Genomic DNA, 26,127 nt, shown 5'->3' with positions numbered 1-26,127 from the left:
GGGCCGGACCGCGGAGCGGGGTTTACGGCGTCCCCTGCCACCGAGCCCACCCCGCCATCCCCCAGTAAACTCGCCTTTGCCGTCGCTTCGGAAGTTGCAGTTGACGTTGCTTGAGGCGGGTGCAGGGCGCAGCCCTGCCGATACCCCTCCCCCCGGCCGGGCTGGCAGAATAGGCGTCTCTGCCGTTATCCGAAGCCGACGATGCGCCTCTCCCAGTTCCACCTGCACACCACCAAGGAAACCCCCAGCGACGCCGAGCTCACCAGCCACCGGCTGATGCTGCGCGCGGGCATGATCCGCAAGCTGGCATCGGGCCTGTACACCTGGTCGCCGCTGGGCCTGCGCGTGCTGCGCAAGGTCGAGCGCATCGTGCGCGAGGAAATGGACCGCGCCGGTGCCGTGGAATTCCAGATCCCGACCATCCAGCCGAAGGAACTATGGGAGCAGACCGGCCGCTGGCAGAAGTTCGGCCCGCAGCTGCTGAAGATCAAGGACCGCAAGGACCAGGTGTTCTGCTACAGCCCGACCGCCGAAGAAGCCGCCTGCGACTTCGCGCGCAGCGAGCTGTCCAGCTACAAGCAGCTGCCGGTCAATTTCTACCAGGTGCAGACCAAGTTCCGCGACGAGATCCGTCCGCGCTTCGGCGTGATGCGTTCGCGCGAGTTCCTGATGAAGGACGCCTATTCGTTCCACCTGCACGATGAGTGCCTGGTGCGCGAATACGAGAACATGAAGTCGGCCTATAGCCGCATCTTCACCCGCCTCGGCCTGGACTTCCGCATGGTGCAGGCCGACTCCGGTGCGATCGGCGGCGATGCGTCGCAGGAATTCCACGTGATCGCCGATTCCGGCGAGGACGCGCTGGTGTTCTCCACCGGTTCGGACTACGCGGCCAACATGGAAGCGGCGATCGCCGCCGATCCGGCACCGCGTGCCGCCGCCAGCGAAGCCATGCGCAAGGTCGACACCCCCACCCAGAAGACCTGTGAGGACGTCGCGGCACTGCTCGGCATCGCCCTGCAGCGCACGGTGAAGTCGGTGGCGCTGATCGCGGGCGAAGGCAAGGCACAGCAGTTCGTGCTGGTGCTGGTGCGCGGCGACCATGAGGTCAACGAGATCAAGCTGGCCAAGGTTGCCGGCCTGGACGAACAGCGCTTTGCCAGCGAGGCGGAAATCGCCGAGTACCTGGGCAGCGTGCCGGGCTTCCTCGGCCCGGTCGCCCCGGCCAAGGCCATCCGCGTGGTGGCTGATCGCGAAGTGGCGGCGATGTCCGACTTCGTCGTCGGCGCCAACGAAGCCGGTTTCCACCTGGCCGGCGTCAACTGGGGCCGCGACCTGCCGGAACCGGAAGTGGCCGACATCCGCAACGTGCGTGCCGGTGACCGCGCGCTGGACGGTGGCGAACTGAAGATCGCCCGTGGCATCGAAGTCGGCCACGTGTTCCAGCTGGGCCGCAAGTACGCCGAAGCGCTGGATGCCACGGTGCTGGACGAGAACGGCAAGGCGGCGGTGATGGCGATGGGCTGCTATGGCATCGGTATCTCGCGCGTTGTGGCTGCCGCGATCGAACAGAACCATGACGATGCCGGCATCATCTGGCCGGACGCGATGGCGCCGTGGCAGGTGGTGGTGTGCGTGATCAACCCGAAGGGCGACGCTGCCGTCGCCGATGCAGCGTCCAACCTGCTGCAGGAACTTCGCGACGCCGGCCTCGATGCCGCGCTGGACGACCGTGGCCTGCGCCCGGGCGCGATGTTCGCCGACATGGAACTGATCGGCATCCCGCACCGCGTGGTGGTCAGCGAACGTGGCCTGGCCGCCGGTACCTACGAGTACCGCTCGCGCCGCGCCAGCGAAGCGGAAAGCCTGGACAAGGCCACCCTGCTGCAGCGTCTGCAGGACTGATCAGGAAAAGACCGGGGCATGCCCCGGTCTTTTTCTAGCTGACGCCCATTTGAGCAATATTGCAGCGGACATAATCCGGTCAAAATAGACGCAATGCAGCCGGGATGCTGCCAGGCCATGACCCGCCTGCATTTGTGCTGGGATTAATTCATCTTTATTCTGTCCCGCGACGCCATGGACTGGCTCGTCCCGTCCACTTATTAGTTTCCGGAGTAACCGTAAATGAGCATTGACCTGACCGGCCTGTCGGCACGCGAGCTGGGCGCCCTGATCCGTACCGCCAAGAAACAGCAGACCATCGTCGCCAAGCGCCGGCCGATCACCAAGGTCCGGGCACAGCTGACCAAGCTGGCCAAGACCGAGGGTTACACCATCGAGGAACTGTTCGGCGACGCCCCGGCCCCGCGCGCGCGCAAGGTGGCCAAGGCCGCCAAGGCACCGTCGAAGACCGCTGGCCGCAAGCTGGGCAAGGTTGCTCCGAAGTACCGCAACCCGGCCAATCCCAAGGAAACCTGGACCGGTCGTGGCAAGCAGCCGCGCTGGATGGCCGAGCTGACCGCCAAGGGCAACAAGAAGCCGGAAGATTTCCTGATCAAGAAGGCCTGAGGCCGGATTGGAATGCAATGAACAACGCCGGCGAAAGCCGGCGTTGTTCATTCTTCGGTGTGTGGACCAACGGTCCACACCTACAGGGTTTTGCGAGCGGGCATCAGCAGGTTGCCGAACAGCAGGCCCGCCACCAGCGCCATCACCACGTTGAGCACGGTGAGGAACACGCTCTGGCCGGCACCCACGTCCTGCTGCTGGACCAGGGTCAGCACGCCGCGCAGGCTGGTGCTGCCTGGCACCATCATGATGATGCCAGGCAGGCGGATGATCGCACCCGGGCGGCCAACGAGACGGCCGAACAGATTGCCACCGGCGGTCAGCAGCATCGCCGACAGGAAGATGCCGGCAGGCGCGCCCCAGGCGTGGCCACCGAACTTGGAGATCGCATAGCCGGCCACCGAGGCGGCGATCACCCACGGGTAATCGCGGCGGTTGGCCTTGAACAGCATCGCGAAGGCGAACGCCGCGGTCAGCAGCGAGCCCCACTCCACCCAGGGCCCCTGCGGCCGCGCCGCGCGGATCACCGGGTCGAGGCCGAGCACGTCGGCCAGGGTCACCGCGATCATCGCGCCCACACTGAGTTTCATGATGGTGGTCAGCGCACCGGCGAAGCGCGCGGTCCCCGACACCCAGTGCTGGCTGGCCAGTTCATTGACCGCATTGGTCAGCGACATGCCCGGCAGCAGCACCACCAGCGAGGCGATGATCACTGTGTTGAGGTTGAGCGCGCCGATGAAGGACGCGACCAGCGTGGCGACCAGGCCGGCCAGCAGCGCGGCCAGTGCCTCGGCGGCTTCGCGGGTGGCCGGGCGACGGTCGGTGACCATGCCGAGCAGGCCGATCATCAGGCCGATGACACCGGCGGTGGCGATGTCCAGCCACGGCAGCTTCCACATGCCGGCCACGCCGGCCGCGCCGAGGGTGAACGAAAGGATGGTGCGCAGCTTGCCGCGCCGGCCCGGATCCTTGTCCAGCTGGCGCAATGCGGTGTGGCCCTGGGCGATGCTCATCCGCCCATTGGCCACTTCCTCGGCGATATGGTCGGCGACGCTGAGCTTGTGCAGGTCGTTCTCGCCGGGCGCCAAGCGGATCACGCGGGTGATGTCACTGGAGCCGATCGCCTGCGCCGGGTCGCTGAAGCTGAGGATGATACCGGTGGGATTCGACCACGGTTCACAATCCAGATCGAGCTGGCGGGCCAGTGCCACCACCGCTGTTTCCAGGCGCTGGGCCGTTGTGCCATAGCTGTGCAGGCGTCCGGCGATCTCGGAAACGAAGGCCACGCGCTGTGCGTAGCTGGCCTGGGGCGTGGGGATCGTGTGAGCGTCTGCGGACATGCGCCGTAGTATTACCTAGGCTGGGCCTTACCGGAGAAATTCATCCGAGTTCGACGCGAAGCCCAATACAGAACGGTTATGCTGCGACCCGAATGGCCCAAGTGACCCCGAACCACGCCCCCCAGCTCCAACAGGATGCCCATGACCCGGGCGTGATCCGCCTGTCCGGCACCTGGACCTTGAAGACCGCGCTGGCCGCGGCCGAAGTCCTGCGCGGCGTTCCCGACACGCTGACCGGCATCGATGCCACCGCCATCGAGAAAATGGATTCGGCCGGCGTGCTGCAGGTGCTGCGCGTAGCCCATCGCGCCGACCTCGGCGAGGACGCACTGAAGTTCCGCCCGGATCACCAGGCGCTGGTGTGCACCATCGAGGAAGTGGCCGACGACCGGCCCAAGCCCAAGCGCGACTTCGGCGTGCTGGCGGCGCTGGAACGGCTGGGTGTCAGCGTCCATGCCACCGGCCACAACATCAAGGCGCTGTGCAGTTTCCTCGGCGAGAACCTGGTCAAGGGAGCTCGCCTGGTCAAGGAACCCCGTCGCTTCCGCCTGACCGCCACCGTGCACCAGATGGAGCAGGTCGGGCTGGACGCGGTACCGCTGGTGGCGCTGCTGTCCTACCTGGTGGGCGCGGTGATCGCCTTCCTCGGCTCGACCATCCTTCGCGACTTCGGCGCCGAGATCTACGTGGTCGAGCTGGTCAACATCGCCTTCCTGCGCGAGTTCGCGGTGCTGCTGACCGCCATCGTGCTGGCCGGCCGCACCGCCAGCGCCTTCACCGCACAGATCGGTGCGATGAAAGCGCGCGAGGAAATCGATGCGATGCGCACCCTGGGCCTGGATCCGATCGACCTGCTGGTGCTGCCACGGCTGCTGGCGCTGCTGGTCACCCTGCCGCTGCTGACCTTCATTGCGATGGTCGCCGGCCTGGCTGGCGGCATCACCGTCGGTGCGTTCGACCTCGACATCCCGCCGCAGATGTACATCGCACGCATGCACGAGACGATGGAAGTGCGGCACATGCTGGTCGGCCTGTCGAAGGCGCCGGTGTTCGCGCTGGTGATCGGCCTGATCGGCTGCCTGGAAGGCCTGAAGGTGGAAGGCACGGCGCAGTCGGTGGGCGAACGCACCACCTCCAGCGTGGTGCAGACCATCTCGCTGGTGATCATCATCGACGCCTTCGCGGCGTTGTGGTTCATGCACATGGACTGGTGACATGAGCACGCATCCGACGCCCGACGACATTCCCATGCAGGACGACGATGGCCACGACCTGGCCATCCGCGTGCGCGGGCTGGTCAACCGCTTCGGCAGCCAGACCGTGCACGAGGACCTGGACCTGGACGTGCGCCGCGGCGAAATTCTCGGCGTGGTGGGCGGCTCCGGTACCGGCAAGTCGGTACTGATGCGCTCGATCCTCGGCCTGCGCACGCCCGACGAAGGCCGGATCGAGGTGCTGGGCCGCGACGCGCGTGCCGACGATGCCGAGAGCCGCCTGCACATCGAGCGCAACACCGGCGTGCTGTTCCAGGACGGTGCGTTGTTCTCGTCGCTGACCGTAGGCGAGAACGTGCAGGTACCGTTGAAGGAGCACCACCGCGAACTGCCCGAGCGCTGGCACTACGAACTGGCGCTGCTGAAGGTGAAGCTGGCCGGCCTGCCCGCCGATGCGATCAACAAACTGCCCTCGCAGCTGTCCGGCGGCATGCGCAAGCGCGCCGGGCTGGCCCGCGCGTTGGCACTGGACCCGCCGCTGCTGTTCCTGGATGAACCGACCGCCGGACTCGACCCGATCGGCGCGGCCGCCTTCGACCGCCTGATCAAGACCCTGCAGGAAGCACTGGGGTTGACCGTGTTCCTGATCACCCACGACCTGGACACGCTGTATGCGATCTGCGACCGGGTGGCAGTGATCGCCGACCGCAAAGTGGTGGCCAACGCGCCACTGCCGGACATCGAGAAACTGGATCATCCGTGGATCCAGGAATACTTCCACGGACCGCGTGCGCGTGCCGCGCGCGGCGAACAGATCGAGAGTGCCTGAGCCATGGAAACCAAAGCCAACTACGTGCTGATCGGCGCGTTCACCCTGATCACCGGCCTGGCCCTGCTGGCCTTCGGCCTGTGGGCGGCCAAGTACTCCTCCGACCGTACCTGGCAGGAATACCGCGTGGTGTTCCGCGAGGCAGTAACCGGCCTGTCGGTGGGCAGCCCGGTGCAGTACAACGGCATCGCGGTGGGTTCGATCATCGAACTGAACCTGGTGCCGGACGACCCGCGCCAGGTGGTCGCACGCATCCGCCTGAACTCGACCACCCCGGTCAAGACCGATACCCGTGCAAAGCTGGCGATCACCAGCCTGACCGGCCCGTCGATCATCCAGCTCAGCGGTGGTACGCCGCAGTCGCCGGCACTGACCACGGTCAACAAGGACCCGGCGCCGATCATTCCAACCACGCCGTCGGCGCTGCAGAACATCACCGACGTTGCCAACCGCATCGTCGAGCGCATGGACCAGATCCTCAGCGACCGCAACGTGGCCTCGATCAACGCGACGCTGGCCAACCTGGAAACGATCAGCGGCGGCCTGGCCGACCGCGACCAGGGCACGCAGGCGCTGCTGCTCAGCGCGCGCGATGCCGCCCGCAGCCTGGACACCACGCTGAAGACCACCAATGGCACCATCGAGCGCCTGGACAAGAACCTGGTGCAGCAGCTGCCGGGCATCATCGACAAGCTCGACGCCACCCTGGCCAAGCTTGATTCGGCCGCTGGCAACGCCGACTCGATCCTTGGCGAGAACCGTGCCGCGATCAACAGCTTCGCCAACGATGGCCTCGGCCAGCTCGGCCCGACGCTGACCGAACTGCGCGGCCTGATCCGCGATCTGCGCCGGGTCAGCGACCGCCTCGAGAACAACCCCGCGCGCTACCTGCTGGGCCGCGACGCACCGAAGGAGTTCGAACCCAAATGAGCCCGACCGCCCTTCCGCGCCTGCTGCTGGCCGCTTCGATGGTCACCCTGCTGGGCGGCTGCTCCATCCTTGGCAGCAGCGAGAAAACCGCAGTGACGCTGTACTCGCCGTCCGTGCAGGTGAAGGCCGACCCGGCGTGGCCACAGGTGGGCTGGCAGCTGGTGCTGGCCAAGCCCAGCGCCGCGCGCATGGTCGACAGCCCGCGTATCAACGTGCGGCCGACGCCGTCGCAGATGGAGATCTACAAGGGGGCCAGCTGGGCACAGCCGGCCACCGACATGATCGAGGACACCCTGCTGCGTGGCTTTGAGGACTCCGGCCGCATCCGTGGCGTGGCGCGCAGCAGTGCCGGCATCCGTGCCGACTACAAGCTGTCCACCGACGTGCGCCGCTTTGAATCGGACTACCTGGGCCAGGCCACGCCGACCGTGGTGATCGAGGTCAACGCCAAGCTGATCCATGTGGCCGACCAGCGCGTGGTCGCCGACCGTACCTTCCGCCAGGCGCAGCCGGTCGGCAGTACCGACGTGCCGGCGGTTGCCGCTGCGTTCGAGCGCGGCCTGCAGCAGCTGGCACAGGAGATGGTGGGCTGGACGCTGACAAGCGGACAGGCCGACCAGCCGACCGTCGCGCGCTGACCGTCAGCGTGGCGTAATCCAGCGGAACGTCAGGTTGATCCGTTCGCCCTGCACCCGTGCCATCTTCGGCAGCGCGTGCTGGTAGAACCGCTGTGTCTGCCCCGCCATCACCAGCAGATCGCCATGGCCGAGCAGGTACTCGGCCTTCCGCGCCGGGTCATCGCGCCGGCGCAGCAGGAAGCGGCGCGCCGCGCCCAGGCTCAGCGAAGCAATCACCGGGGTCGGCCCCAGCTCTGGCTCGTCATCGCTGTGCCAGCCCATGTAGTCGCCACCGCCGCGATAGCGGTTCAGCAGCACGCTGTTGAAGCGGCCGATGCCCTCCGCCTGCAGGCGCCCGCGCATGGCCTGCAACGCGGGTGGCCAGGGGTGCGGCACGAATTCAGCACCGGAATAGCGGTAGCGCGCCAGCGGATCGCCGATCCAGCAGCTCAGCCGCGGCGAATCCACCCAGTTGCCGAACATGCGGATGCGATGGACCTCCCAGCGGACTTCGGCCTGGAGGGCGGACAGGAGCCGGTCGGCATCGGCCGCGGCCAGCCAGCCCGGCAGGTGCTGGACGTCGGCATCGGGCAGGTCGTGGGGGAACAGCATGGCCACACGCTAGCACGCCGGTGTTTGCCGTCATGGCAGCCAGCACCGAAAATGGCGCCATGACCGTTTCCCACATGCCGATGCCGTCCGATTGCCGCCTTTCGTGGAGCCCAGCCCGATGAGCGTGCGCCAGTCGCTGTTTCCGTTGCTGCGCGCCGTGTTCCGGGCCTTGCCGCTGCCACAGGCGCAGCGTGACCGGTTACGCACGCGGCTGTTGGCGCGGCACGGCAACTGGGTACCGCCGCCACCCAAGGGCCAGCAGGACGAGGGGGGCACGCGCGCCAGCGCCCAGCTGCGCTGGCGTGCCGACGAGCGGGCGATCGGCCACGTGCCATGGCGTGAGGCGACCTTGCCGTCTCCTTTGCCGGCAACGCTGGTCGCGTTCTACCTGCCGCAGTTCCACACCTTCCCCGAGAATGACGCCTGGTGGGGCAAGGGGTTTACCGAATGGCGCAACGTAACCCGCGCGCTGCCGCAGTTCGAGGGCCACATCCAGCCCCGCCTGCCGGCAGACCTGGGCTTCTACGACCTGCGCAATCCTCAGGTGATGCGGGACCAGGCGCGCCTCGCAGCTGAGTACGGCATCGGCGCGTTCTGCTTCTACTACTACTGGTTCAGCGGCCGCACCCTGATGGAGGATCCGCTGCGCCAATGGCTGGCAGATGACAGCATCGAATTGCCGTTCTGCCTGTGCTGGGCCAACGAGAACTGGGCACGACGCTGGGACGGCCGCGACGAGGACATCCTGATCGGCCAGCAGCACAGCGCCGAGGATGATCTGGCCTTCATCGCACATGTCGCGCCCTACCTGCGCGACCGCCGCGCATTGAAGGTCGAGGGCCGGCCAATGCTGCTGGTCTATCGCCCGCACCTGCTGCCCGACGCGCGGGCGACCGCCGAACGCTGGCGCCGCTGGTGCCGCGACAATGGCGTCGGCGAGATCCACCTGGCGTACGTGCAGGGTTTCGAGCGCCCGGATCCCCGCGATATCGGCTTCGATGCCGCTGTCGAATTTCCGCCGAACATGAGCAACCCGCGTTCGCTGTCGGCGCAACAATGGCTGCTCAATCCGTCCTTCAATGGCGATGTACGCGACTGGCGCGAACTGGCTGCAGAAATCGCAGCCCGCCCGCTGCCGGACTACCCGCTCTATCCGGGCGTGAACCCGGGCTGGGACAACGAAGCGCGCCGCTCCGGCCGTGGCCGCGTCTACCTGCATGCATCCCCACGCGGCTACCGGGACTGGCTGCATACCACGATCCATGAACGCCTGGCGCCGGCGCCTGCGCGCCAGCGCATGGTCTTCATCAACGCATGGAACGAATGGGCCGAAGGCGCCGTGCTGGAACCGGATGCACGGCTGGGTCATGCCTGGCTCGACGCGACGCGCCAAGCGCTGTCCCCGGTTCCGCTCGCCTCACCCCTGCAGGTTTGCCTGCTGGTTCTCATTGATGATCCCGAGTTGATCACCACCGCTTGTGAGGCCGCGCGCGACCTGGGGGTGAGCTATCACGTGTTCATTCCAACCGCCCTACGCCCGCAGGACGCTGCTGTCGATATCATCGGCCATGCTGGCAATGCATTGCCCAGCATCCTGCAGGTTCTGGAAACCTACGGTCCAGATCCATCGTTGCTGGCCTGTTGGCTGGACCTGCGCGGAAGCCGCGACGCAGGGCAGCAGCTACCCGGGGCGGGCGCTATCGATGCCGCGCTTCAACAGTTCAGCGAGAAACCTGCGCTGGGCATGCTCGCGACATCCACCCGGGAGGCAATCGTCGTTTCGCGCAGTCATCTGCGCTGGGCAGCCCGGCTTGGGCTGACGCGCGCGCCAACGCCACAGGCAGCAGACACGATGTGGTTGCGGGCGGCGGCGCTGCGATCACTACTGGATGCGCACTGCTATCCCACTGAGCTGGACAACGACAGTGCATTTGACTCGGTCATGCAGTTGTTGCCGGATCTTGTTGCCAACGCAGGCTACATCGTCACTTGGCCACAACGCCAGCCCTGAGGCTGGCGCTGTGCGGCAACAACGCTGACTTCAGCTACAGAACGAAACGCCGGTCTTTTCCTTCAGCTCTTCTTCACTGACACCCGGTGCCGCCTCCACCAGCTGCAGACCGGAATCGGTGACGTCGAACACAGCGAGGTCGGTGATGATGCGGTCGACCACGCCAACGCCGGTCAGCGGCAGCGTGCATTCGGTCAGGATCTTGTGCTCGCCGTTCTTGGCGGTGTGCTCCATCAGCACCACCACGCGCTGCACGCCGGCCACCAGGTCCATCGCACCGCCCATGCCCTTGACCATCTTGCCGGGCACCATCCAGTTGGCCAGGTCACCCTTGTCGGTGACCTGCATGGCGCCGAGGATAGCCAGGTTCACATGGCCACCGCGGATCATCGCGAAGCTGTCGTGGCTGCCGAAATAGCTGGCACCGGCACGCGCGGTGACGGTCTGCTTGCCGGCATTGATCAGGTCGGCGTCCACTTCGGCGTCGGTCGGGAACGGACCGATGCCGAGCAGGCCGTTTTCCGACTGCAGCCACACGTCCACCCCTTCGGGGATGTGGTTGGCAACCAGGGTCGGCAGGCCGATGCCCAGGTTCACGTACGCACCATCGGTCAGTTCGCGGGCGGCACGTGCCGCCATCTCATCGCGAGTCCACGCCATGTCAGTTGCCCTCCGCGCGGATGGTGCGCTGTTCGATACGCTTTTCAGGATGCGGGTTGTGCACGATGCGGTGTACGTAGATGCCCGGCAGGTGCACCTGGTCCGGATCAATCGCGCCGACCGGCACCACCTCCTCCACTTCCACGATGCAGACCTTGCCGGCCATCGCGCAGGCAGGGTTGAAGTTGCGCGCGGTCTTGCGGAACACCAGATTGCCCGCTTCGTCGGCCTTCCACGCCTTGACCAGCGCCACGTCGGCGCGCAGCGCGGTTTCCATCACGTAGTGCTTGCCATCGAACTCGCGGGTTTCCTTGCCTTCGGCCACCACGGTGCCGTAGCCGGTGGCAGTGAAGAACGCCGGGATGCCCGCGCCGCCAGCACGCAGGCGCTCGGCCAGGGTGCCCTGCGGGTTGAATTCCAGTTCCAGTTCGCCGGCCAGGAACTGCCGCTCGAATTCCTTGTTCTCGCCGACGTAGGACGAAATCATCTTCCTGATCTGACGCGTCTCCAGCAGCTGGCCGAGGCCGAAGCCATCGACACCGGCGTTGTTGGAGATCACGGTCAGGCCCCTGGCCCCGCTGTCGCGCAGCGCGGCGATCAGTGCCTCGGGAATGCCACACAGGCCGAAGCCGCCCACGGCCAGCGTCTGGCCATCGGCGACCACCCCTTGCAGGGCCTCCGCCGCACTGGCGAAGCGCTTGCTGCGCTTGCCGGTGGAAGTCGATTGCTGCATTGCTGTACTACCCTGCACGTTGAGGATGACCGCATTCTAGCTGGAGGGCGGCGAAGGGCCTGGATGCGCCGCAGCATTGCACGGGCATCGCACGGGGTTCCGTAGAATGCCGGGGTCTCCTGCCAATGGCCGGCCCCGTGCCCGCCCCACCCTCGTTGATGGCCCATACCTACACCGAAGAAGACCTGCTCCGCTGGATGGACGCGTGGACACTGGAAAAGAGCGAACGTTGCCTGTCCGGTGTCCGCAACATGCATCTGACCAGTGGAATGCTCATCGCCGAAGTGAAAGGCTCGGCCAGATGCCCCTACCGGGTGGAAATCGATCTGGAAGCCAGTCTGCGCCATCCCCGCAGCCGCCTGCGTAGTGAATGCTCGTGCCCTGTCGGCCATCACTGCAAGCACGTCGCGGCCGTGCTGGTCGCGCATATGCTGGACGCGGCAGACCTGGGCGATGACGATCCAGCGTTGGAGCACGATCCGGTCCAGTCACCACGCCGCGAACTGCTGGAACAGCTGTCACGCTGGCAGGCCGCCAGAGCCCAGCCTCCCCGGTCACGTAGAAACGGCATCATCTTCGAGCTGTCCACGTTCAATCACCGGCCTTCCATCCTGCTCCGTCGCGTCAAGTACGCCCTCGACGGCACGATCGAGTTCGGCAAATGGCAGGAAATCACCCCCCAGCTGTTGCTGGAACCACCCGGCTACCTGACGCAGGCCGACTTGGCCGCGGTGGCGCAGCTGTGGGCCCTGCATCAGTCCGTGAAACCGCCGGAACGGTTCGACATCAGCACGATCCTGCAGTCGATCGTGTCCAGCGAGCATGGCTGGGTGTCATGTGGCATGCATGATCGCGTACCGGCCAGGCCCGGCACACCACGTCGCGGTACGTTGGGATGGAGCGCAGAGACGACTCACGGCAGGTTGCTGCTGGCGCCGGCACTGAGCGTGGAGGGCGATGCGGAAGGCCTCGTACTGGGATCCAGTGCCGGTTACCTGGATCCGGTCTCCGGTGAAGTCGGGCTTCTCCTGCTGGACGTCAAGCCGGAGGACGCGGACGCGTTCCTCGCCCTTCCCCACCTGCTCCCCGATGAGGAACCAATCGTGGCGCAACTGCTGCAACAGATCGACCCGGCGCTGCCACGCCCAGGCGCAAGCGACACACTGCCCACCCTGCAGATCAGCGCGATGACGCCCGTCCTGCGCCTGCACACGGTCGAGTTCCGTCCGCCGTGGCTCGGCCCCCGCGACCCTTCGCAATGGGCCGATATCGCGACCGTGGCCTTCGAATACGACGAGCACGTGCGGTTCCTGGATGATCCGAGCCTGTTCGCACACAATCCGGAGGGCCAGCTCGCCCTGCTGCCCCGCGACCTGGTTGAGGAGTCACGGCGCGAGGCCGAGCTGCGCACGGTGGGACTGCATCGCGACGTGGAACCACGGGCGGCATTGGACGGCGCAGGCCCGCAGTTCCAGCTGCGCACCCATGACTGGACACGGTTCCTGCTGGACGACGTGCCGCGCCTGGAAGCCCTGGGCTGGAAGGTGGAGACGGACGACGACTTCCGCCATCGCATCACCCGGGTGGATGAGATCGGACTGGACATCCAGGCCGACCCAGCGGATGCGGGCTGGTTCAACCTGGGCCTGGACATCCAGGTGGAAGGCCGCAACGTGTCGATGGTTCCGCTGCTGCAGCAGGTGCTGCAGTCCGATCCCCGCTGGATGCGTGGCCAGCTGGACGCCATTGGCGACGACGAGAACATCCTGTTGATGGCAGGCGAAAACACCCGCCTGGCACTGCGGGCCGCGCGACTGAAGCCGATCATGGCCCTGTTGGCGGATCTGTTCGCCCAGCGTGGCGCGCCGCTGCGCTTGTCAGCGCTTGATCGTGGCCGCCTGCAAGCACTGCAGGACACGGCGCGCCTGCAGTTCCGGGGCCGCAAGGATACCCAGGCGCTGGTGCAGCGGCTGATGCAGGCACCCGCACTGGGCGAAGTGCCGCCACCGGCGGGGCTGGTGGCAACGCTGCGTCCCTATCAGCTGGAGGGCCTGTCGTGGCTGCAGTACCTGCGCCAGCAGGGGCTGGGCGGGGTGCTGGCCGATGACATGGGGCTGGGCAAGACCCTGCAGACGCTGACGCATCTGCTGGTCGAGAAGGAAAGTGGCCGCCTGGACCGGCCGGCGCTGCTGGTGGTGCCGACCTCGCTGCTGCACAACTGGCAGAGCGAAGCCACACGCTTCACCCCTGGCCTGCGCGTGCTGACCCTGCATGGACCGGCACGTGAAACGCTGTTCGAGGCGATCCCCGAGCACGATCTTGTACTGACCACATACCCCCTGCTGTGGCGCGACGAGCAGGCGCTGCAGGCACATGCCTACCATCTGCTGATTCTGGATGAAGCCCAGCAGGTGAAGAATCCGAAGTCACGTGCGGCCATCACCCTGCGCACGTTGCAGGCCCGCCATCGCCTGTGCCTGACCGGCACGCCACTGGAAAACCATCTGGGCGAGCTGTGGACGCAGTTCGACTTCCTGCTGCCCGGCCTGCTCGGCAGCGAGAAGCAGTTCAACCAGCATTGGCGCCATCCGATCGAGCGCGGCAGCGACCACCGTCGCGCCACGTTGCTGGCGCAGCGTCTGCGTCCCTTCATCCTGCGCCGTCGCAAGGACCAGGTCGCGTCAGAGCTTCCGCCCAAGACCCTCATTACCCGCGCGGTGGACATGGAGGGCGGGCAGCGTGATCTCTATGAAACCGTCCGCGCGGCGATGGAAAAGCAGGTGCGCGAGGCCATCAGCGGCAGCGGGCTGGCGCGCAGCCATATCGTGGTGCTGGATGCCTTGCTGAAGCTGCGCCAGGTCTGCTGCGATCCGCGCCTGCTGCCGGGCGACGCCCCGGCACGCAATGCCGGCTCGGCCAAGCTGGAGCTGCTGCGCGAGATGCTGCCGTCGATGGTCGAGGAAGGCCGGCGGATCCTGGTGTTCTCGCAGTTCACCGGCATGCTGGCACTGATCGCGCAGGCGCTGGATGAGCTCGGGCTGGCCTATGTGACCCTGACCGGCGACACCCAGGACCGGGCCACGCCGGTGCAGCGCTTCATGCAGGGCGAGGCACCGGTGTTCCTGATCAGCCTGAAGGCAGGTGGCGTCGGGTTGAACCTGACCGCCGCCGACACCGTCATCCACTTCGACCCCTGGTGGAACCCGGCGGCCGAAAACCAGGCCAGCGACCGCGCCCATCGCATCGGCCAGCAGCAGCCGGTGTTCGTTTACCGGCTGATCGCTGCAGGCAGCATCGAAGAACGGATCGCCGAGCTGCAGGAACGCAAGGCCACGCTGGCCGACTCGATTCTCGAAGGCGGCGGCGCTACGGGGCCACGCTTCAGCGAGGAAGACGTGCAGGCACTGCTGGCGCCGTTGCCGGGCCTGCCCGGCAAACGTTCCCGTAAGGCGGGCAAACGGTTGACGCGGGCCTGACCCACGAGCGCCAGTCAGGTGGCGTTTCCCGATGGAAACGATTCCCATACCCGACTGGGACTACAATTGAGGGCTGAGCCCAAAAAGGACCTGATCGATGCCCCTGCCCGCCTTCAAGGCCTACGATATCCGCGGCCGTGTGCCGGAAGAACTGAACGAAGGCCTGGCCCGCCGCATCGGCGTCGCCCTGGCCGCGCAGCTCGCCCCCGGCCCGGTGGTCCTCGGCCACGATGTGCGCCTGACCAGCCCGGCGCTGCAGGATGCGCTGGCCGCAGGCCTGCGTGGTACCGGTCGTGAGGTGATCGACATCGGCCTGTGCGGTACCGAAGAGGTCTACTTCCAGACCGATCACCTCGGCGCGGCCGGCGGCGTGATGGTGACCGCCAGCCACAACCCGATGGACTACAACGGGATGAAGCTGGTCAAGGAGAACGCCCGCCCGATCAGCTCCGATACCGGCCTGTTCGCGATCTCCGATGCGGTCGCCGCCGATACGTCCGAGGCCCAGCCGCCGCGCGCCGGGCAGACCGCCCAGCATGACAAGAGCGCCTACATCCAGCACCTGCTCAGCTACGTCGATGCCAGCAAGCTCACGCCGCTGAAGCTGGTGGTGAATGCCGGCAACGGCGGCGCGGGCGCCATCGTCGACCTGCTGGCCCCGCACCTGCCGTTCGAGTTCATCCGCATCTGCCACGAACCCGATGGCAGTTTCCCCAACGGCATTCCCAACCCGCTGCTGCCGGAAAACCGCGCCGCCACCGCCGATGCGGTGCGTGAACATGGCGCGGACTTCGGCATCGCCTGGGACGGTGACTTCGATCGCTGCTTCTTCTTCGACCATACCGGCCGCTTCATCGAGGGCTACTACCTGGTCGGACTGCTGGCCAAGGCCATCCTCGCGCGCAATCCCGGTGGCAAGATCGTGCATGACCCGCGCCTGGTCTGGAACACCGTGGAGATGGTGGAGCAATCCGGCGGCGTACCGGTGCTGTGCAAGAGCGGCCACGCCTTCATCAAGGAAAAGATGCGTGCCGAGGATGCGGTGTACGGCGGCGAGATGAGCGCCCACCACTACTTCCGTGAATTCGCCTATGCCGACTCCGGCATGATTCCGTGGCTGCTGATCGCACAGCTTATCTCCGAGAGTGGCCGCTCGCTGGCCGACTGGGTCGAAGACCGCATGGCGGCCTACCCATGCAGTGGCGAGATCAATTTCAAGGTGGCCGATGCCAAGGCCGCTGTGGCCCGCGTCATGGCGCACTTCGCGGCGCAAGCGCCGGTACTGGATCACACTGACGGCATCAGTGCCGACTTCGGCGCCTGGCGCTTCAACCTGCGCAGTTCCAACACCGAACCGCTGCTGCGCCTGAACGTTGAAGCCCGCGGCGACGCAGCGCTGATGCAGGCCCGTACTGATGAAATTTCCCATCTCCTTCAGCAATAACCAAGGACGACCATGAGTATCATCCAGCCCGTCATTCTGTCCGGTGGCTCCGGCACCCGCCTGTGGCCGCTGTCGCGCGAGTCCTACCCCAAGCAGTTCCTGCCTTTGGCCAGCGAGCTGACGATGCTGCAGGCCACCTGGCAGCGCGTCGCTCCCATCGCCGCGTATGGCCCGCTGGTGATCGCCAACGAGGAGCACCGCTTCGTCGCTGCCGAGCAGCTGCAGCAGGTCGGCGCCGAGCCGGCTGCCATCATCCTGGAACCGGTTGGCCGCAACACCGCACCGGCCATCGCGGTCGCAGCGCTGGAGGCCACCCGCGACGGCGCCGATGCGCTGCTGCTGGTGCTGCCCTCGGACCATGTAATCACCGATGAGGCCGCGTTCCGCGCAGTCGTGCAGGCTGCAGCCAGCGCTGCCGAGGCCGGCAAGCTGGTGACCTTCGGCATCGTGCCGACCGGTCCGGAAACCGGCTACGGCTATATCAAGGCCGCCAATGGGCAGGGCCTGCGTGCGGTGGAGCGTTTTGTCGAAAAGCCCGACCTTGAAACCGCCACCGGTTACGTCAGCAGCGGCCAGTACTACTGGAACAGCGGCATGTTCCTGTTCAAGGCCTCGCGCTACCTGCAGGAACTGGAACGCTTCCAGCCCGACATGCTGGCCGGCAGCCGCCAGGCCTTGCAGCAGGCCCGTCGCGATTCGGATTTCACCCGTCTCGACAAGGAGGCGTTCGCCACCGTTCCCTCCGATTCCATCGACTATGCCGTGATGGAAAAAACCGCCGATGCAGTCGTGATTCCGCTGGACGCAGGCTGGAACGATGTCGGCTCGTGGACAGCCCTGCGCGATGTCTCGCAGCAGGACGGCGATGGCAACGCCCACCAGGGCGATGTGATCGCCATCGACTGCCGCAACACCTATGCCTATGCACAGCGCCTGGTGGCACTGGTCGGCCTGGACGATGTGATCGTGGTCGAGACGGACGATGCAGTGCTGGTCGGCAAGGCCGACCGCATGCAGGAGGTCAAGACCGTGGTGGCGCAGCTGAAAGCCGAAGGCCGCAGCGAGGCCAGCTGGCATCGCAAGGTCTACCGCCCGTGGGGCGCCTACGATTCAATCGATAACGGCGAGCGTTTCCAGGTCAAGCGCATCACGGTCAAGCCCGGCGGCACGCTCAGCCTGCAGATGCATCACCATCGCGCCGAGCACTGGATCGTGGTCAGCGGCACCGCAGAAGTGACCCGCGGCGACGAAGTGATCCTGCTCAGCGAGAACCAGAGCACCTACATCCCGCTGGGCGTGACCCACCGCCTGCGCAACCCCGGAAAACTGCCGCTGGAACTGATCGAAGTACAGTCGGGCAGCTACCTGGGCGAGGATGACATCGTGCGCTTCGAGGACACGTACGGGCGCAGTTGAGCCGACGCCCTGCAGCGAGTGCCGACCGTTGGTCGGCACACTGTGGATGCAGGCGACCACCAACGGTGGTCGCCTACCCGGTCAGGCAATCTCCGCCATCACCCGCTTCAGGCCGTCCTGCCAGCTCGGCAGTACGATGCGGAAATCCTGCTGCAGCTTGCGGTTGTCCAGCACCGACCAGGCCGGGCGCTTGGCCGGCGTCGGATACTCGGAACTGGGAATCGCCTCGACGGCCGGCACCTTCGCCAGCACGCCGGCAGCCAGCGCTTCGGCGAAGATCGCCTCGGCAAACCCATGCCAGCTGGTCTGGCCACTGGCCGTCAGATGCCAGGTTCCGGACAAGTGGCCCGGATGCTGCAGCACCTGCGCAGTGACATCGGCAATCAGCGCTGCCGGCGTCGGCGTGCCGATCTGGTCGGCCACCACCCGCAACGCATCGCGTTCTGCTCCCACGCGCAGCATGGTGCGCAGGAAATTGGCGCCATGCGAGGCATACACCCAGGCCGTGCGGAAGACCAGGTGGCGGCCACCGGCCAAACGCACTGCATCCTCACCATCGCGCTTGCTGGTGCCATAGACGCCCAGCGGCGCGGTCGGCTCGTCTTCGCGGTAGGGCGCACTGCCTTGGCCGTCGAACACGTAGTCGGTGGAGTAATGCACGAACGGCACGCCATGCGCCGCACACCAGCGCGCGATCACGCCCGGCGCCTGCGCGTTGGCGGCGAAGGCCGCCTCGACCTCCTGCTCGGCGCGATCGACTGCCGTGTACGCGGCCGCGTTGACCACCACCGATGGCTGCAGGCGATCCAGCAATGCCGGCAGGCTGTCGGCCTGACCGAAATCAGCCACCTCGCAGGCGCTTCCGTCGGGTAGTTGCCCGCTGCGGGTAGTCGCGACTACCTTGCCCAGTGGCGCCAGCGCGCGCAGCAGCTCCCGGCCGACCTGGCCGTTGCCGCCGAAGACCAGAACGGTCATGGCACGCACATCGGCAGGCGATCTTCAGCAATGTCCTTCAGGAACGGTGCGTTCTCGTCCTTGGCCGACAAAGTCGGTGCGCTGACCGGCCAGTCCACCGCAATGTCGGCATCGTTCCAGCGCACGCCGGCGTCGAAGTCCTTCAGGTAGACCTCGGTGCACAGATAGCTGAACACCGCGCGCTCGGACAGTACGGCAAAGCCGTGGGCGAAGCCTTCCGGAATCCAGAACTGCTTCTTGTTTTCCGCGCTCAGCACCACCGCTTCCCACTGGCCAAACGTCGGCGAACCGCGACGAATGTCTACGGCCACGTCGTAGACCTCGCCCTCGAGCACGCTGACCAGCTTGCCCTGCGGGCGCGGCCACTGATAGTGCAGGCCACGCAGCACGCCCTGCGCCGAGGTGGACACGTTGCTCTGCACGAAGCGATCCGGCAGGCCCAGCGCGGCGAAACGCTCGGCATTCCAGGTTTCAAAGAAATAACCGCGGGCATCGCCGAACACCGCCGGCTCGATCACCACGCAGCCGGGCAACCTGGTTTCAATCACTTTCATGGAACGACTCCACGCACGGCGAGTTTATGCAGGTATTCACCGTAGCTGTTCTTGATCAACGGCGCGGCCAGTGCTTCCAATTGTCCAGCGTTGATCCAGCCCTTGCCGAACGCGATTTCCTCGGGACAGCAGACCTGCAGGCCCTGACGGGTCTGGATGGTCTCGATGAAATTGGAGGCTTCCAACAGCGACTGGTGGGTACCGGTATCCAGCCACGCATAGCCACGGCCGAGCGCTTCCAAGTGCAGGTTGCCCTCGGCCAGATAGCGCTTGTTGAGATCCGTGATCTCCAGCTCACCACGCGGCGACGGCTTCAGTTCGGCCGCGTAATCGCTGGCCTTGCCGTCATAGAAATACAGGCCGGTCACCGCATAGTTGGAGCGCGGCTTTTCCGGTTTCTCCACCAGATCGATGACCTTGCCGCTCTGGTCGAACTCGGCCACGCCATACCGTTCCGGATCATTCACCCAGTAGCCGAACACGGTCGAGCCGTGCACGCGTTCGTCTGCACGCTTGAGCACCTCGCGCAGGCCGTGGCCGTGGAAGATGTTGTCACCCAGCACCAGGCAGCTCGGCTTGCCGGCGACGAAGTCGCGGCCGATCAGGTAGGCCTGGGCCAGGCCATCCGGACTCGGCTGCACCGCGTACTGGATGTCCATGCCCCATTGCGAACCGTCGCCCAGCAGCTGCTGGAACAGCGCCTGTTCGTGCGGGGTATTGATGATCAACACTTCGCGGATACCCGCCAGCATCAGCACGCTGAGCGGGTAGTAGATCATCGGCTTGTCGTACACCGGCAGCAGCTGCTTGCTGACGCCCTTGGTGATCGGATACAGCCGGGTGCCGGAGCCACCGGCCAGGATGATGCCCTTGCGTTGCGTCATGTTCTCTCCCGGCCTCAGGCGGCAGTGCCAATGCGCTGCAGGCGGTAACTACCATCCAGCACGCCGTTGACCCATTCCTGGTTGTCCAGGTACCAGTCGACGGTAAAGGTGATGCCCTGCTCAAAGGTGTAGGCCGGTTCCCAGCCCAGGTCGTTCTTCAGCTTGGACGCATCGATCGCATAGCGACGGTCATGGCCGGGGCGATCGTTGACATAGGTGATCTGGCTGCTGCGCGGCTGGCCATCCGCACGCGGGCGGCGCTGGTCCAGCAGTGCGCAGATCGCCTGCACCACTTCGATGTTCTGCTTTTCCGAGTTGCCGCCGACGTTGTAGGTCTCGCCGACCTGGCCCTTGGCCAGCACGGTGCGGATCGCTTCGCAGTGGTCGGACACGAACAGCCAGTCGCGCACCTGCTTGCCATCGCCGTACACCGGCAGCGGCTCGCCAGCCAGCGCCTTGGCGATCACCAGCGGGATCAGCTTCTCGGGGAAGTGGTACGGGCCGTAGTTGTTGGAGCAGTTGGTGGTCAGCACCGGCAGCCCGTAGGTGTGGTGGAAGGCACGGACCAGGTGGTCCGAAGCGGCCTTCGACGCCGAGTACGGCGAATTCGGGGCGTACGGGGTGGTTTCGCTGAACTTGCCGGTCTCGCCCAGGGTGCCGTACACCTCGTCGGTGGACACGTGCAGGAAGCGGAAGGCCGCGCCCTGTTCGGCCGGCAGCGCCTTCCAGTAGTCACGGACCGCTTCCAGCAGGCCCAGGGTGCCCACCACGTTGGTCTGGATGAAGGCGCCGGGGCCGTCGATGGAGCGGTCGACGTGGCTCTCGGCGGCGAAGTTCACCACGGCATCCGGCCGGTGTTCGGCCAGCAGGTTCGCGACCAGGGCCTGGTCGCCGATATCGCCCTGCACGAACAGGTGGTTGGGGTTGCCGTCCAGGCTGGACAGGGTCTTCAGGTTGCCGGCGTAGGTCAGCACATCGAGGTTGATGACCTTGACGCCGCGCGCGACGGCCTCGAGAACAAAGTTACCGCCAATGAATCCGGCGCCGCCGGTGACAAGCCATGTGGGCACTACCTGATTTCCTGTTGATCAATCATGTGGGTCGCAGCAGCAACCTGATTCAGCTGGACAGGATACATCCCGATGGCCTTCACGACCGCCTGCGTGACGTGAACACGCGCTCGCGGAGGTGCATTATTGCTGCACTGCAGCGTAACCATACGCATTCGCATGGTTACCCCAAGCCAGCTAGAATCGGGTTCCCACCCCCGAACCGGTTGCTGTTGCAGGACCGGATGTTCTCTCTGTTTAGTGAAGGACCCCGTACCAGATGAAAATCCTCGTCGCGTACAAGCGCGTGGTGGACTACAACGTCCGCATTCAGGTCAAGCCGGACGGTTCCGGCGTGGTCACCGACGGCGTCAAGCTGTCCCCCAACCCCTTCGATGAAATCGCCCTGGAAGAAGCCCTGCGCTTGCGCGACAAGGGCATCGCCAGCGAAGTCGTGGTCGCCACCATTGCTCCGGCCGACGCCCAGGCACACCTGCGCAATGGCCTGGCCATGGGCGCAAACCGTGCCATCCACGTCGTCACCGACCAGGCCATCCAGCCGCTGACCGCTTCGCGCACCCTGCTCAAGCTGATCGAGAAGGAACAGCCGGACCTGGTGATCCTCGGCAAGCAGGCCATTGACGACGACGCCAACCAGACCGGCCAGATGCTGGCCACGCTGTGGGGCCGCCCGCAGGCGACCTTCGCCAGCAAGCTGGACATTGCCGACGGCAAGGCCACGGTGACGCGCGAAGTCGACGCCGGCCTGGAAACGCTGGAAGTCGATCTGCCGGCCGTGGTCACCACCGACCTGCGCCTGAACGAACCGCGCTTCATCAAGCTGCCGGACATCATGAAGGCCAAGGCCAAGCCGCTGGAGACCCTGCAGCTGGCCGACCTCGGCGTTGAAGCCGCCGATACCTTCAAGACCACCCAGTACGCCGCGCCGTCCAAGCGCAGCAAGGGTGTGATGGTCAAGGACGCGGCCGAACTGGTTGCCGCACTCAAGCAGAAGGGGCTGCTGTAATGAGCAAGATTCTCGTCATCGCCGAGCACCACGACGGCAAGCTCAACGCCGCTACCGCCAAGACCGTCAGTGCCGCCGCCGCCATCAGCGGTGCCAGCATCGACGTGCTGGTGCTGGCCGCCGACCCGGGCGCCGTTGCCGCTGAAGCCGCGAAGATCGCCGGCGTCGCCAAGGTACTGACCGTGGCCAATGCTGCCAACGCTCAGGCCATCGCCCAGGTGCTGGCGCCGCAGATCGCACAGCTGGCCAAGGGCTACACCCATGTGTTCGGCCCGTCGACCACCTTCGGCAAGGACCTGATGCCGTGCGTGGCGGCCCTGCTCGGCGTCAACCAGGTCTCCGACCTGATGAGCGTCGAAGGCAGCCACACCTTCAAGCGCCCGATCTACGCCGGCAACGCGATCATCACCGTGGAAGCACCGGCCGACCAGATCGTGGTCGCCACCGTGCGTGCCGCCTCGTGGCCGGAAGCCGCCCAGGGCGGCAGCGCCGCCATCGAAGCGGCCAGCGTTGACGCTGCCCTGCCGACCCACACCCGCTTCGTCGGCCTGGCCGCCGGTGCCAGCGACCGTCCGGACCTGCAGAGCGCCAAGCGCGTGGTCTCCGGTGGCCGCGGCGTCGGTTCGGAAGAGAACTTCAAGGTCATCTTCCAGCTGGCCGACAAGCTCGGTGCCGCCGTCGGTGCCTCGCGCGCCGCCGTTGACGCCGGCTACGTGCCCAGCGACCTGCAGGTCGGCCAGACCGGCAAGATCATCGCGCCGGAACTGTATGTGGCGGTGGGCATCAGTGGTGCCATCCAGCATCTGACCGGCATCAAGGATGCCGGCACGATTGTCGCGATCAACAAGGACGGCGATGCGCCGATCTTCGAGATTGCGGATATCGGACTGGTGGGGGATCTGTTTGCGATCCTGCCAGAGCTGGAAAAGGCGCTGTAAGTCGAAATCCGCGTAACAACCCGCAGGGTGGGCGAACATTGCCCACCCTGTCATTCGTCAAAATATGTCGGCGTATGGCAACACGCCTTTTGTGCTGTCTTGATTCTGTAGCATTTCCCCTCCCATCGCTCCAACCGGAGGGAGAGAATGCAGATGGCGATGAAATGCCTGCTTTTTGCGGCATGGATCGGAATGCTCGCGTTGCTTGCGCGACATTGCACACATGGACGGCGGTGGAAACTGCTGGTCACTGCACTCTGCGGAGCGCTGCTGGCGGTCTGGCTTTTCATTGATGCACTCAGTGGCAATGGCATCGATTACGCCGTGATCTATCATCTGCGCGCAGGCATGCGCGGCGCAGGAGTCACTGATTTCAGCTTGCCCATCGTCCTGCTTTCGGCAGCACTGGTGGCATGCCTGGTCCTCGCTTTCATGCCCCGCCTGCATTCGGCACGAAGGTGGGCACCCGCCGGTCCTCTGTTCGCGGCTTCTCTGCTGGCGACGCTGATTTTCAATCCGATCGTCTACGACGTCGCGACACTGGTACGCCAGGATCGGCAGGCACGTCTTGCGCCGGCACAAGGGGACCAGTACGTACGTCCCGACGGCCCCCTCGGGAATCATCGCAACGTGGTGATTCTCTACGCCGAAAGCCTCGAGCGCACCTACCTCGATGAGTCGCGATTCCCCGGACTGACGCCAGAGTTGAACAAGCTGCGCAGCGAGGCCGTGGATTTCCTGCACGTGGACTCGCGCGAAGGCGGCACGTGGACGATCGCCGGCATGGTCAGTTCTCTGTGCGGCGTCCCCCTTTCCCTCAGTCAGGATGCCAACGGCTATGCAAGCATCGGCCGCTTCCTGCCTGGTGCGTACTGCCTGACCGACCACCTGCGCGAGCGGGGATACGACGTGGAGTTCATCGGAGGCGCTGCTTCTGATTTCGCTGGAAAGGGACAGTTCCTCGCCAGCCACGGCTTCGGCACGGTACGCGATCGCTCTTATTTCAAGAGCCTGAAGCTGGGCGACAACCACTTCTCGCCATGGGGCGTCCACGATGATGTCCTGTTGGACGCGCTCTGGGACCGCTTCGCTGCGCTCTCGCAACGGACCACGCCTTTTGCACTCGTCGGCCTGACTCTGGATACACATCATCCAAGCGGGCACATTCCCCATGCCTGCCTCGATGTCGCCTATGAGGGACTTGGCCAGCGCAGGCCGATGCTCGACGCAATCCATTGCTCGGACCGACTGGTTGCTGATTTCGTGCGCCGCATCCGTACCAGTCCCTACGCTCGCAATACAATCGTTGTTGTTGCATCGGACCATCTGGCTCTGCCCAACGACATTGCCGACCTGCTGCGCGATGCTGATCGCAGCAACCTTCTTCTCATGTTCGGCAGCGACCTGCGCGCGAGGCGGGTTGATCGACCCGCAACCACCCTCGATACGGGCGCCTCACTGCTTGATGCCCTGCAGGGGGGAGTGGCACTCGGATTTGGCCGCTCACAGCTTTCCGTGAAAGGCGCAGGCACTTCATTGAGTGTCCGGGAACCAGATGCCAGCGAGGACCGTCTGCCTGGTTTCATGGCCTATTCCAGCACGCTATGGGAACTGGGCCGGATCGACGATCATCTGCAGTTGGTGGATGGCGTCATCCAGTTGGGTAAGCAGACCCTGACTCCGCCCTTGGCCATCGCTGCCGACGACCGCGGCCGAATTGCCCAGCTGGGCACGAACGGCATCCGCTCTGGCCACCTTCTGGCCGGAGGGGATTCCCAGCAGGTCCTCTACATTGATCGCTGCTTTGCGTTCGATGAGCGACAGCCCGCCGATGAGTGGTGCCTCTGGGGGAGCGCTGACGGAACGGCTCGCGTAGTGTCACAACAATCGCTCAAGGCAGGCGCGCGGGTGCCGGAACTGCTGCGGGCTGCACGCGAAGCGCCCCCGGCATCCCAGCTACGCAACGATTTCATCATCCGCAACCACTTCGATGCGAGCAATACGATCGTCGGAGAGGCGATGGATGGCAAGCTGTTCTCGCAGGGTGCCGAAGGGGCCTTGGCCTATGGCGCCTACCAGGATCTGTGCGCAGGCAACTACACCCTCAGCCTGCAGGGCGTGGCCCACCCCGCCAACGGTGCCTGGGTGGACATCGTTGCCAGTTACGGGGCACAGACCTACGATCGCCATGCGCTTCTGGACACGGCCGACGAACTTGACGGGACGATGCTGGAAGCCAGGTATGTATTCCCTGACGACCTGCCTCTGGCCGAAGTCCGTGTCGGCGTATCACCCGACGCTGCGGTGCGACTGGATGGCTATACCCTGTTGCCCGCCTACGAGGCACTGCCCGTGGGATCGTCGGTGGATTTCAGCGCCGATGCCGGCAATCGGTTCATTTCCTGTGGCTGGCATGGGCAATCGCCCCAAGGCCGGAGCATTCGCGACGCAGCCGCCTCGCTCCGCCTGCGCCTGCCGTCCGAGCCCGCCCGACTGCAAGCAGTCCTTTCACTGTCAGCGCAGTCACCTCGCCAGATCACGGTTATGGGCAATGACGCCCCGCTCGGCTTGCTTCAGATCGAGGCAGGGACGCGTGAATACGCCATCGACCTGGCACGCCTGTCCAGCGCCGCAGGCGGGCAGCTCACCTTGACGCTGGTGCCAGGGCAAACGACCTGCGCTGCTGCGGGCTGCGAGCTGATTACCCTGCACCGTCTGCACTTGGCCCCTGCTGCGACGGCTCAACCGGCCGCTCCAGCCTGTCCAGGGGCGCACTGCCTTCACGCCCCCGGGGCGGTACCCGAATCTGTCGCAATGTAACGCCCCCTCGTATACTCCCCGCACTATTGGCTGAGGGGAACTGCGGCACATGTCGCATCACAATGACGGACCGGCCGGATCCGGTGA

21 protein-coding genes are annotated in these 26,127 nt (G+C 65.7%); 13 read left to right on the top strand and 8 right to left on the bottom strand.

The window, feature by feature from the left end:
* Positions 1–201 precede the first annotated feature (201 nt).
* A complete protein-coding gene (locus tag G5A07_RS15500) occupies positions 202–1,905 on the top strand; it encodes a proline--tRNA ligase (RefSeq protein WP_099560170.1) in 1,704 nt (567 codons plus the stop codon).
* Between the two features lie 222 nt (positions 1,906–2,127).
* Positions 2,128–2,511 carry an H-NS histone family protein gene (locus G5A07_RS15495; RefSeq protein WP_049398421.1) on the top strand — a complete coding sequence of 128 codons (384 nt, stop codon included), beginning with the start codon at positions 2,128–2,130 and terminating at the stop codon, positions 2,509–2,511.
* An 80-nt stretch (positions 2,512–2,591) separates the two neighbouring features.
* Here the strand turns inward: G5A07_RS15495 and G5A07_RS15490 are convergent, their stop codons facing one another.
* A complete protein-coding gene (locus G5A07_RS15490; RefSeq protein WP_010480697.1) occupies positions 2,592–3,851 on the bottom strand; it encodes a threonine/serine exporter family protein in 1,260 nt (419 codons plus the stop codon).
* Between the two features lie 92 nt (positions 3,852–3,943).
* On the opposite strand from G5A07_RS15490, the gene G5A07_RS15485 reads away from it, so the two are divergent.
* From G5A07_RS15485 to G5A07_RS15470, 4 genes are read left to right on the top strand one after another with little or no spacing between them, the layout of a single operon-like run.
* On the top strand, positions 3,944–5,065 hold the full coding sequence (locus G5A07_RS15485; protein ID WP_191863573.1) for an ABC transporter permease: 1,122 nt from the start codon (positions 3,944–3,946) through the stop codon (positions 5,063–5,065).
* A gap of 1 nt (position 5,066) precedes the next feature.
* Entirely contained in the window at positions 5,067–5,894 is an 828-nt protein-coding gene (locus G5A07_RS15480; RefSeq protein ID WP_010480693.1) for an ABC transporter ATP-binding protein, read from the top strand.
* Positions 5,895–5,897: 3 nt separating this feature from the next.
* Positions 5,898–6,824, top strand: coding sequence for an MlaD family protein (locus G5A07_RS15475; protein WP_010480691.1), 927 nt, complete (start codon positions 5,898–5,900; stop codon positions 6,822–6,824).
* On the top strand, positions 6,821–7,462 hold the full coding sequence (locus tag G5A07_RS15470) for an ABC-type transport auxiliary lipoprotein family protein (RefSeq protein ID WP_049455356.1): 642 nt from the start codon (positions 6,821–6,823) through the stop codon (positions 7,460–7,462). Before G5A07_RS15475 ends, G5A07_RS15470 begins: the two co-directional genes overlap by 4 nt.
* 3 nt (positions 7,463–7,465) lie before the next feature.
* Here the strand turns inward: G5A07_RS15470 and G5A07_RS15465 are convergent, their stop codons facing one another.
* Positions 7,466–8,053 (bottom strand): alpha-ketoglutarate-dependent dioxygenase AlkB, encoded by a 588-nt coding sequence (locus G5A07_RS15465; protein ID WP_191863572.1) that lies wholly within the window; start codon positions 8,051–8,053, stop codon positions 7,466–7,468.
* A gap of 118 nt (positions 8,054–8,171) precedes the next feature.
* On the opposite strand from G5A07_RS15465, the gene G5A07_RS15460 reads away from it, so the two are divergent.
* A complete protein-coding gene (locus G5A07_RS15460; protein ID WP_191863571.1) occupies positions 8,172–10,064 on the top strand; it encodes a glycoside hydrolase family 99-like domain-containing protein in 1,893 nt (630 codons plus the stop codon).
* Positions 10,065–10,094: 30 nt separating this feature from the next.
* On the opposite strand, the gene G5A07_RS15455 is transcribed toward G5A07_RS15460, so the two are convergent.
* Together G5A07_RS15455 and G5A07_RS15450 are read right to left on the bottom strand one after the other, a co-directional pair.
* Positions 10,095–10,724, bottom strand: coding sequence for a CoA transferase subunit B (locus tag G5A07_RS15455; protein ID WP_191863570.1), 630 nt, complete (start codon positions 10,722–10,724; stop codon positions 10,095–10,097).
* A 1-nt stretch (position 10,725) separates the two neighbouring features.
* Complete coding sequence (locus G5A07_RS15450; RefSeq protein ID WP_191863569.1) at positions 10,726–11,457, bottom strand: CoA transferase subunit A; 732 nt, start codon at positions 11,455–11,457, stop codon at positions 10,726–10,728.
* Positions 11,458–11,615: 158 nt separating this feature from the next.
* On the opposite strand from G5A07_RS15450, the gene G5A07_RS15445 reads away from it, so the two are divergent.
* The 3 genes from G5A07_RS15445 to G5A07_RS15435 all read left to right on the top strand — a co-directional run bounded on the left by G5A07_RS15445 (position 11,616) and on the right by G5A07_RS15435 (position 17,793).
* Positions 11,616–14,933 (top strand): DEAD/DEAH box helicase, encoded by a 3,318-nt coding sequence (locus G5A07_RS15445; RefSeq protein ID WP_191863575.1) that lies wholly within the window; start codon positions 11,616–11,618, stop codon positions 14,931–14,933.
* Between the two features lie 97 nt (positions 14,934–15,030).
* Positions 15,031–16,377, top strand: a complete 1,347-nt coding sequence (locus tag G5A07_RS15440; protein WP_191863568.1) for a phosphomannomutase — start codon at positions 15,031–15,033, stop codon at positions 16,375–16,377.
* 12 nt (positions 16,378–16,389) lie between these two features.
* The gene (locus tag G5A07_RS15435) at positions 16,390–17,793 is read left to right on the top strand and encodes a mannose-1-phosphate guanylyltransferase/mannose-6-phosphate isomerase (RefSeq protein WP_191863567.1); all 1,404 of its coding nucleotides are present in this window, start codon (positions 16,390–16,392) and stop codon (positions 17,791–17,793) included.
* A gap of 81 nt (positions 17,794–17,874) precedes the next feature.
* On the opposite strand, the gene rfbD is transcribed toward G5A07_RS15435, so the two are convergent.
* Genes rfbD through rfbB form a run of 4 tightly spaced genes read right to left on the bottom strand, consistent with a single transcriptional unit; the run spans position 17,875 to position 21,276 of the window.
* Positions 17,875–18,768: a dTDP-4-dehydrorhamnose reductase gene (gene rfbD, locus G5A07_RS15430; protein WP_191863566.1), complete on the bottom strand. Its 894-nt coding sequence runs from the start codon at positions 18,766–18,768 to the stop codon at positions 17,875–17,877.
* Positions 18,765–19,322 (bottom strand): dTDP-4-dehydrorhamnose 3,5-epimerase, encoded by a 558-nt coding sequence (rfbC, locus tag G5A07_RS15425; protein ID WP_191863565.1) that lies wholly within the window; start codon positions 19,320–19,322, stop codon positions 18,765–18,767. The genes rfbD and rfbC overlap by 4 nt, the downstream gene beginning before the upstream one ends.
* Entirely contained in the window at positions 19,319–20,206 is an 888-nt protein-coding gene (rfbA, locus tag G5A07_RS15420) for a glucose-1-phosphate thymidylyltransferase RfbA (RefSeq protein ID WP_191863564.1), read from the bottom strand. Before rfbA ends, rfbC begins: the two co-directional genes overlap by 4 nt.
* 14 nt (positions 20,207–20,220) lie before the next feature.
* The gene (gene rfbB / locus G5A07_RS15415) at positions 20,221–21,276 is read right to left on the bottom strand and encodes a dTDP-glucose 4,6-dehydratase (protein ID WP_191863563.1); all 1,056 of its coding nucleotides are present in this window, start codon (positions 21,274–21,276) and stop codon (positions 20,221–20,223) included.
* A 259-nt stretch (positions 21,277–21,535) separates the two neighbouring features.
* Here rfbB and G5A07_RS15410 point away from each other — a divergent pair, with 259 nt between their 5' ends.
* From G5A07_RS15410 to G5A07_RS15400, 3 genes are all read left to right on the top strand, one after another.
* Positions 21,536–22,282 carry an electron transfer flavoprotein subunit beta/FixA family protein gene (locus tag G5A07_RS15410; RefSeq protein ID WP_032127985.1) on the top strand — a complete coding sequence of 249 codons (747 nt, stop codon included), beginning with the start codon at positions 21,536–21,538 and terminating at the stop codon, positions 22,280–22,282.
* On the top strand, positions 22,282–23,220 hold the full coding sequence (locus G5A07_RS15405; protein WP_191863562.1) for an electron transfer flavoprotein subunit alpha/FixB family protein: 939 nt from the start codon (positions 22,282–22,284) through the stop codon (positions 23,218–23,220). Before G5A07_RS15410 ends, G5A07_RS15405 begins: the two co-directional genes overlap by 1 nt.
* A gap of 147 nt (positions 23,221–23,367) precedes the next feature.
* Complete coding sequence (locus G5A07_RS15400; RefSeq protein WP_191863561.1) at positions 23,368–26,040, top strand: sulfatase-like hydrolase/transferase; 2,673 nt, start codon at positions 23,368–23,370, stop codon at positions 26,038–26,040.
* Positions 26,041–26,127 lie beyond the last annotated feature (87 nt).

The organism is Stenotrophomonas sp. AS012628, from assembly GCF_010608305.1.
In the GTDB taxonomy this organism is placed as follows: Bacteria; Pseudomonadota; Gammaproteobacteria; order Xanthomonadales; family Xanthomonadaceae; genus Stenotrophomonas; species Stenotrophomonas geniculata.
Note: the sequence above shows the minus strand (reverse complement) of the source record. Positions and strands in the feature narration are given on the sequence as shown.